The sequence below is a fragment of the Peptacetobacter hominis genome, assembly GCF_006861675.1.
Taxonomy (GTDB): Bacteria; Bacillota; Clostridia; order Peptostreptococcales; family Peptostreptococcaceae; genus Peptacetobacter; species Peptacetobacter hominis.
Window position 1 is genome coordinate 56410 of the sequence record NZ_SGJB01000013.1, and the last position, 9191, is coordinate 65600.

Consider the following 9191-nt stretch of genomic DNA (forward strand, 5'->3'; position numbering starts at 1 on the left):
ATAACTAATAAAATTGAATGATATTCTCTTGAAAAATATATAAAAAAGGTATATTATTACAATAAAGACAGAACATATGTTCTATAAAATCAAAAATTTTTTTTAAAAATGGGGTGCTTATATTGAAAAAAGAAGGGAAAAAATCATGTGAAGACATTAAAGAGTTTGATGAGACAGAAAACATTGAAAAAAATCCATCAGCAATCAACGAGTACAAAGAACCAGAAAATGAAAAATATCGTTGTATAAATATGATAAGTAAACAGATAAGTGAACTGATAAATGGAATATCAGACGACGAATTGAAAAAATCCATAAAAGAAGAGCTGGCTATAGGATTTACCACAGATGCGCTGAATCTTGAAAGAGATGATATCAATATGGATGCAATAAAATATACGAAACTTGATTTCGGGGAAGAGGATGTCCCGGAAAGATATTATTTTATAGTGGAATCTATAGGAATAGATGCATTCAAAAAACTTGTAAAAACTGTTGGGGGAGAAAGCATATATATACCATCAAGAAAAACAATGACAAAAAACGCGAGAATAAGATGTATAGCAGAAGCTTTGAAAAATAATAACTATGATTATACAAAAGTTGGGATGATATTTGGAATATCGGAGTCTCAGGTAAGATACGCAGAATCTGAGTATAGAAAACTTGAAAAATAATACAAATGAAAAAGGGGCACCGCATAGCGGAAGCCCCCTTTTCTGTGTGAAAGATACTCGAATGCAACTTATTCAAGTAATTTTAATTATACAATATGTATGTTAAATACACAACACAAAAAAACAAAAAAATAAGTGTCAAAATATATAAATATATAAAATAATAAACGTATTCATATAACAAAAAGCGATAAAAACAGTGCCCAAAGAACTTTTTTCACAAAAAATCCAGTATACACGAAACAGAGTTTAATATATAATGTAAATAGTACGCAAAAAAGAAAGGAGAGAAAAAATGTCGATACTAGATAGAATACTTAGCAAATCAGATGAAGCTGAAATAAAGAGAATAAACTCAATAGTAGATAAAATAGATGCATTAGAAGAGAAATTCAAAGCTATGAGCGATGAAGAACTTCAGAATATGACAAACATATTCAAAGAAAGACTTTCAAAGGGTGAAACACTTGATGATATACTTGTAGAAGCATTTGCAACTGCAAGAGAAGCATCATGGAGAATCCTTGGAATGAGACAGTACAGAGTGCAGCTTATAGGTGGTATAGTACTTCACCAGGGAAAAATAGCAGAAATGAAAACAGGAGAAGGTAAAACACTTGTCGCTGTTGCACCGGTGTATCTGAATGGACTAACAGGAGAAGGGGTTCACGTCGTAACAGTAAACGACTACCTTGCACAGCGTGACCTTGAGGAAATGGGACAGGTATACAACTTCCTTGGACTTACAACAGGGGTAATAATAGCCGATCAGACTCATGAAGAAAGAAAGAAACAGTACGAAGCTGACATAATATACGGAACAAACAATGAATTCGGATTTGACTATCTGAGAGATAACATGGCGAAATCAAATGAGGAAAAAGTTCAGAGAAAACTTAAATTCGCCATAGTCGATGAGGTAGACTCAATACTTATAGACGAAGCAAGAACTCCTCTTATAATAGCAGGACAGGGTGCAGAGGGAACTGAAATATACAAAGTTGCCAACACATTCCTTAAAACTGTAACAGAAGAAGACTACGATAAAGACGAAAAAGAACATACTATATCATTTACAGAAAAAGGTATAAAAAAAGCTGAGAAATTCTACGGAATGGAAAACATAACAGATGTAAAACACCTTGAAACATTCCATGCAATAAACCAGGCTCTAAGAGCTCATAAAATGATGGATCTTGACGTTGAATACGTTGTAAGAGATGGAGAAATACTTATAGTAGACGAATTTACTGGAAGGGTAATGCAGGGAAGAAGATTCACAGACGGACTTCACGAAGCTGTAGAGGCAAAAGAAGGTGTTGAGATAAAAGGTGAATCAAGAACAATGGCTACTGTAACATTCCAGAACTTCTTCAGATTATATGAAAAACTATCAGGAATGACAGGTACTGCCAAGACAGAAGAACAGGAATTTGAATCAATATATCATATGAACGTTGTTCAGATACCTACAAACAAACCAGTACTTAGAGCAGACCTTCACGACAAGATATACAAAACAGAAAAACAGAAATATGAAGCAGTAGTTGCTGAAATAAAAGAAGCTCATCAGACAGGACAGCCTATACTTGTTGGTACTGTATCTGTTGAAAAATCTGAAGAACTTTCAGAAATGCTTAAAAAAGAAGGAATAAAACACAAGGTCCTAAATGCAAAACAGGATAAAGAAGAGGCTGACATAGTAGCTCAGGCAGGTAAACTTGGAGCTATAACAATAGCTACAAATATGGCAGGTAGAGGTACAGACATCAAACTTGGAGCAGGAGACAAGGAAGAAGCTGAAAAGGTAAGAGAAGTCGGCGGACTTTATGTAATAGGTACAGAAAGACACGAATCAAGACGTATAGACAACCAGCTTAGAGGACGTTCTGGACGTCAGGGAGATCCTGGTAAATCAAGATTCTTTGTCAGCGTAGAGGACGAAATAATAAAACTTTACGGTGGTAAGACAATAGAAAAACTTTCCAAGAAAATAACTCCTGACGAATACGGCGGAATGGAAAGTAAAGCACTTACTAAGACAGTAGAAAAAGCACAGAAAACAATAGAAGGTAAAAACTTCCAGACAAGAAAACAGGTACTTGAATACGACGACGTAATCAACCAGCAGAGATTAGTTGTATATAAAGAAAGAGACAAGGTACTTGATCATGGAGATATATCAGAAGAAATACAGGAAATGATAAAAGAAAGAATCAGATTTGCTACTGATAAGTATCTGAGAAAGAAAAACAGAGATTTCCTTGGATATATAGTTCATTTATATAATGAGTTTGTACCTTATAATACACTTGTTATACCAGGATGGGGAGAGCTTAGTCCAGAAGCTATAGCAAACCAGACTTACGGTATAATAACAAATATCTACAACCTTAAAAAGATGATGCTTGGAGAAGAAGCAGTAAAAGAGGAAGAAAGAAAAACACTTCTTGCAGTTGTAGATAACTACTGGACATATCATATAGACCTGATGGATCAGATGAGACAGGGAATAGGACTTCAGGCTTCTGCACAGAAAGATCCTGTAAAGGAATATACTATAGAAGCAGGAATAATGTATGATGATATGAACATGAACATAAGAAAAGATACTCTGAAATATCTGTTCGGATTTGCCAGAGAGGCACTTGGGCAGACAGAGATAGATATAGAAAATGTTCAGGTAGTAAAACAGGATGAAATGGAGCAGTACGAAAAAGCTGTTGAACCAGATCAGGAGCAGGTGGAAGCACTTGCTGAATATCTGAACTCACTAAGTGATGAAGAATATAAAGCTGTACTGGATCAGCTTGGAATAAAAGCACACCAGGATGAAGATGGTAACTGGGTTGTAGAAGAGTAATTATAGAGTGTAGTTGTTATTTTTCTTGTCGCAAACGCAAGCGAGCGACCGAAAAATAACAAGCTACACTCTTTTTCTTTTGTAGTAGAGCAGAGGTAAGTATATCTAGCAAGCGAGCTACCGAAAAATTACAAATCACTCTCTCTTTTCTTTTTGAAAGGAGAAGATATAAGGATATCTAGAGAGCGACCAAAAAATAAAAAACTACACTCTTTTTCTTTTAACATATAATTTTAATGAAAAGGCGCTTGAAAAAAATAAAAAGCAGTACTAGAATATAGTTGTAATTTTTTTGTATTTTTAGAAAATTACAACTATATTTCTTTGGAGGTGTTCTTATGTCAAAGATAAGACCTGTATATGCTGAGTTTAAATTAGATGAAAACAAAGTAATTGATTTTCGTATGCTAAAATCAATCAAAGAAAGAGTTTTGAAGGACACAGTAGAACCAGTATATGGTTATGCCGAGGATATCTTGTATATGGATGTATATTCTGCAAGTGTTGATAACATGATAAAAATGCCGGTGCTTATCACACCAGATATTATGACTGAATCAGATAGAATAAAAATGGGACAGATAATTTCTGATATAAGAGGGTTATGCATTAACTGGACAAATACCATCAAACCAGAAATAAAGGCTATACCTGAAACAGTTTTATCAAAATCAAAAGATATTGAAGATACTATAGATGATATAAACGGATATATTGATGAGATAATAGATGGAATAGTAGACAAAGATAAGGCTCATATCAAAAAATATGTAGACAGATTCAACAATAAGATATTGGATGTAAAATTTAAATCTTCAGATATAGTAAAAGTTTTTGATGATTTCTTTGAAAATATAGAAGAATATGGACAGGATCTATCTGAAGATGAAAATAAACTTGGAGATTTAAAGAAAATAATAAGCGATTCAAGTGAAAATGTAAAAAAAATAATCGAAAAGAATAAGAAATATATAGAAGAACTTGAAGGAATAAGAGAAAAACAGGTAGGAATAGCAATAGGATTGGGAGTAACAAGTGGAGTTGTAATTATACGGAGTGTAGCTATTGGAGCTGTAACTGGATTTTTACCTTTTGGAATAGTTGTAGCAGTATTTGCTGGAGGAGCACTTGCAGCAGGGTGTGCAGCATTAGCTATTGAAGCAAGCAAGACACTTGAGAAAATAAATGCAGAAAAAGAAAATCTAAATGACAAAGAAAAAGATCAGACAACACTAGGATTATTTATCAATAATATAGAAACATCTATAAAACAGTACCAGAACATGAATATATGTATAGAAGATATCAAAAAATACTGGAAAAATGTGGATAGTGTAATAGATAATATTTCAGATAAGGCGAAAGAACTGGATAAAAATGAGGAAGAAATAGATGTTGATAGTGAAGAGTATCTAAATGAGTGGAAAAATATAAAAAATGATCTATCAACTATAAAAGAAATAGCGGAATCATTAGATGAGGCTGTATCAAGTCTTGGAAATGAGTATAAGGTTGTAGAGGGATTTGATATACCAAAAGATGCTACAGCAGATGAAATTATAAAAAAATTTGAAGAGTATTATAAGTCATTAGATAATAAAAATATAGGCTAAAAGATTATTAAATACATATTATAAGAGTATAGTTGATGCTTTATAGAGTATATTCAAATAAATATAACAACTATACTCTTTTTAAATTCTTTTGCATAAAGATATAATTATTTATAGAGTGTTACAAAACTTCAATGATTTTATATAACCATCTAACCAAATATACTTTTGTTTTACCTCAAGAGGAGATTTTACATTGTGTAAATAATTATGAATAATATTTTTCAGTTTATTTATCAATATAAATATATTTTCAGGCTTATCAAGTTCTGTATACTGATTTAGGAAATCTGTAAAATAAAAACCATCAAAATCCTGTTTTAATAAACTTAGAATGTATTCCAACTCTTCTGCTGGGGTATAATGAAGTGAAGGATTATAACTTACGAAATTAAATATTTCTGAATCAAGTATTATTCTAGGATAGATAGCATTTTTAGATTCAAGGTTATATGCATTTATCATAGCAGGACCAAAAACAATTTCTTTATTATGATATAAAGATCCAATAGAAACACCACCTCGTAAAAGAATTCCCATATTTGCGATATCTAGTTGAAAATGAATTATATCTAATAGGATATAAAAAATTTGTCCCTTAAAACTCAAGTCATATGAAATAACAATAGAATCAGAAAATATGGTTATTTCTCTTCCTAAATCAGATAAACTATATTCGGTTTTGTAATTACGATTTTTTTCACTTTTTAGGTACTGCATTAAACTAAAAATTTTATTTTGGTTTGTAGGGTTTGAAACTAAGTTTTTAAAGCCTAAGATATCAATAAAAGCAACTACTCTATTAGAGTATACTACAGTATTATTATTCATAAAATAAACTCCTTTACTTTCAATGTATTGTACTATATTATATTATAAAAATATAAAAAATTACAATAAATGTATTTTAGAAAGGAGAATTTTATGTATACTGATGAGAATAGTACTAAAGAAATAATAATTAATTATTTTAAGGATGATAGGAATAGACAAGCTATAATGCTTAATGGAGAATGGGGATCTGGAAAAACTTTTTTTGTAAAAAAAATTCTGATAGATAAATTGAAAAAAGAGTTTAAAGATACTAATATAATCTATTTATCTTTATATGGAATGGATAGTATTGAATCGCTAAAGAAAGAATTAAATAATGAGTATATTGCTAAAATGGTAGAAAGTAAAACAAATGGCAAAATATCCAATGAAAAAATTTCAGGTGGGATAAGTGTTTTAGTTGAATTAGGAAGGCAAGGAGTAGGAAAGATATTTAATATAGATTCAGAAAAAATTATTGAAAAAATAGAGTTAGAGGATTTCTTTAAAATAGGAAATTCTATAATTATATTTGATGATTTAGAAAGGTGCAGTATAAAAGTAAATGATTTATTAGGATTTATAAACAATATGGTAGAACATAAAGGAACAAAGGTACTTATAGTTGCTAATGAAAAAGAGATTGGAAAAGAGGAGTTATATTCAAATTTAGAGTTAAAATATATGATAGCTTCAAATAGAGATATTCTGCTTGAAAGTAGAGATAGAAAATATGAAGATAAAATAAGAAAAAGTGAACTTATAGAAAGAACAGAAGATATATTTTCATCAAACATATTTTATAGCAGGGTAAAAGAAAAGCTTATAGGTATTACAATAAACTACAAGCCAAATATTAATAACTTATACGATGCCATACTGAAGGATTGCATTATCGATAATGATGCTGCAAAAGAGTATGTGAAATCCCAAAAAGAAATTGTATGTGGAACACTCAGAAAAGAAAAACATTTCAATATAAGAACGATGATATCTATAGTATTAGCTTATGAAAAATTTTTTGGAATAATAGATGAAATAGAATTAGATAAAGAGCTGGAAAAATACAAAGAACTTGAAAAAAAAGAAATTTTAAGAAGAACCGTAGAGTTGCTTATAAAAATTAAAAATGGAAATATGTTAAAAGTAGAAGAAGAGTATAAATATTTTAATGACTCACCCTATGTGTTTATATATGATTATTTACTCTATTCATATATAAATGAAAGTTCAATAAAAGAAAATATAGAAAAAAGAGTAGTACTAAGTAAAAAGTTAGCTGATGAAAGAGAAAATGACGAGAAAGAGTCTGAATTATTTAATAAATTAATTTATTGGTGGAAGCTAGATGAAGAAGAATTACCAAGTTTAATTTCAGACGCTAAAAATAGGATGAAGGAATGCCAAGTAATCAATATAAAAAGTATTTTAGTAAGTATAATACATATGAGGAAAAATGGAGTAAAATATATAAATTATGAAGATTATAAAGATATTCTAAAAGAAAGATTTGAAAAAAAGCCACAAGATTTCAAAACAGAATATTTTAGATATTATTATGATGATATAGAGATAAAAGATGACTATAATTATATAATAAAAGATTTAATACAAGAAATAAACTTACTTAAAGGAGAATCTTATTTAAAAGATAAGTTAAATACAGAAAAAATATGGAAAGATGAATTTATATCTTTGTGTAATAAATATAAGGATGAATTTATGAATAAGGGGAAATTTTTCTATTATATGGATATAGAATCAATTCTAAAAAGGCTTAAGGATGAAAATACAAAATCAATGGAAATATATAATTTTTTAGAAGGGATAAAAGAAGTCTATTATTTTTCAAATTTAGATTCTTGTTTTAAGGAAGATTTACCCAATTTAGAGTTATTAGTTGGGAAAATAGACGAATGTGGAATAGAAGAGTTTATTAATGAAAAGCCGAATAAAAGAGTTGTAATGAATATGTTAAAATCAAAACTGGATGATTCACTAGAAATTTTGAAACAATAATAAAATATATGTTAGATATAAAAAATATGCGAGTGATTTAATAAAGTCAACAACTAAAAAGTTAAGAAATTGTAACTTTTTTTGGAAAAAGCCTTGCAATGGATTTACATTTATTGTATTATGATAGTGTGAAAGATATATATAATCATATGCTGAGTATTGTATACTCTTTTTTTATATGATTTATATCTTATTAAATATAGCAACTTATTAATATGAATATATACGGAGGGGATAAATGATGAATAAGAAAAATTTATCAGTAGTAATGGCTGGTGCAATGTTAGCTACATCAGTAGCTCCAGTACTTGCAGATACAACTACAACAGAAATTAAAGACAAGTATGAAATAACATCAGAAAATGCAGGTAAAATGATAAGAGAAATAGAAAATTTACTTGCAAGTAAAAAATTCTATAAATATGATAAAACTGCAGCTGGAGAATTATCTTCATATGCAGACACATCAGTATATAGAATAGGAATAGCAAATAATTCAGGAGAAGTTCAGAGTGGAGAAGGTGTAATAAATATTGGATCTGCTGCAGGTAGTGTTCTTAATAATAAATATGTATATAAAGATACAGTTGAGTTAAGAAAACAGTTAGATAATGCGACTAACTTTGAATCAGGACATGTTGTTACAGTTACTGTATATGAGTTAGGATATGTTGAAAAAGATGGAAAAGTATTATCAGTAGGAGATACAGCAGCATCAGGACAGGATGTATATAATCAGTCTGAACTAGATAAATTTGAATCATATGTTACAAATGGTGTATCAGATACAAGTGGATCATTACAGGATTTTGAAGATGCAGTAACAAACAAATGGATAACAGGAATAAAGAAAGTAAACAATCAGAAATATACAATAGAGTTAGCATCATTTAAATCTGGTACTTTAGACCATAATACAATAGATGTAAATCTAGGAGACAAAGTATTAGACTTTACAAAACCATTAGATGCTGAAGGATTAGAAATACCAGTTCCTAGCACAAATAAAGATAGTATAGCAAGTAAAATAACTGGATTTGCAGTAAAAGAAACAGCTGGTTCAAAAGATCAGGATATAGCATTAACAAATGCTAAGTTACTTACGACAGTAGAAGTTTCAGCAGCAACTGGATCATATACAACAACTTGTGATGAGCTATATGATGGATTAATGCTTACAGAAAAAGGTCATGACCTTATGAACGA

6 protein-coding genes are annotated in these 9191 nt (G+C 29.9%); 5 read left to right on the plus strand and 1 reads right to left on the minus strand.

Features of this window, described 5'->3' with window-relative positions:
• The first annotated feature begins 122 nt into the window (after positions 1 to 122).
• The 3 genes from EXD82_RS07885 to EXD82_RS07895 all read left to right on the plus strand — a co-directional run bounded on the left by EXD82_RS07885 (position 123) and on the right by EXD82_RS07895 (position 5153).
• Positions 123 to 677, plus strand: a complete 555-nt coding sequence (locus EXD82_RS07885; RefSeq protein WP_142536367.1) for a hypothetical protein — start codon at positions 123 to 125, stop codon at positions 675 to 677.
• Between the two features lie 295 nt (positions 678 to 972).
• Entirely contained in the window at positions 973 to 3540 is a 2568-nt protein-coding gene (secA, locus tag EXD82_RS07890; protein WP_142536368.1) for a preprotein translocase subunit SecA, read from the plus strand.
• A 338-nt stretch (positions 3541 to 3878) separates the two neighbouring features.
• On the plus strand, positions 3879 to 5153 hold the full coding sequence (locus EXD82_RS07895; RefSeq protein WP_142536369.1) for a hypothetical protein: 1275 nt from the start codon (positions 3879 to 3881) through the stop codon (positions 5151 to 5153).
• A 111-nt stretch (positions 5154 to 5264) separates the two neighbouring features.
• Here the strand turns inward: EXD82_RS07895 and EXD82_RS07900 are convergent, their stop codons facing one another.
• Positions 5265 to 5984 carry a hypothetical protein gene (locus EXD82_RS07900; RefSeq protein ID WP_142536370.1) on the minus strand — a complete coding sequence of 240 codons (720 nt, stop codon included), beginning with the start codon at positions 5982 to 5984 and terminating at the stop codon, positions 5265 to 5267.
• Between the two features lie 93 nt (positions 5985 to 6077).
• Here EXD82_RS07900 and EXD82_RS07905 point away from each other — a divergent pair, with 93 nt between their 5' ends.
• Together EXD82_RS07905 and EXD82_RS07910 are read left to right on the plus strand one after the other, a co-directional pair.
• A complete protein-coding gene (locus EXD82_RS07905; protein ID WP_174919196.1) occupies positions 6078 to 7985 on the plus strand; it encodes a P-loop NTPase fold protein in 1908 nt (635 codons plus the stop codon).
• Between the two features lie 238 nt (positions 7986 to 8223).
• Positions 8224 to 9191 (plus strand): hypothetical protein (locus tag EXD82_RS07910; protein ID WP_142536372.1); only part of this gene is annotated, 968 nt, incomplete at its 3' end.

Excerpts from the sequence above, each read along its gene's own strand:
- EXD82_RS07895 (WP_142536369.1), top strand. The coding sequence starts at position 3,879 with ATGTCAAAGATAAGACCTGTATATGCTGAGTTTAAATTAGATGAAAAC.
- secA (WP_142536368.1), top strand. The coding sequence starts at position 973 with ATGTCGATACTAGATAGAATACTTAGCAAATCAGATGAAGCTGAAATA.
- EXD82_RS07905 (WP_174919196.1), top strand. The coding sequence starts at position 6,078 with ATGTATACTGATGAGAATAGTACTAAAGAAATAATAATTAATTATTTT.
- EXD82_RS07900 (WP_142536370.1), bottom strand. The coding sequence starts at position 5,984 with ATGAATAATAATACTGTAGTATACTCTAATAGAGTAGTTGCTTTTATT.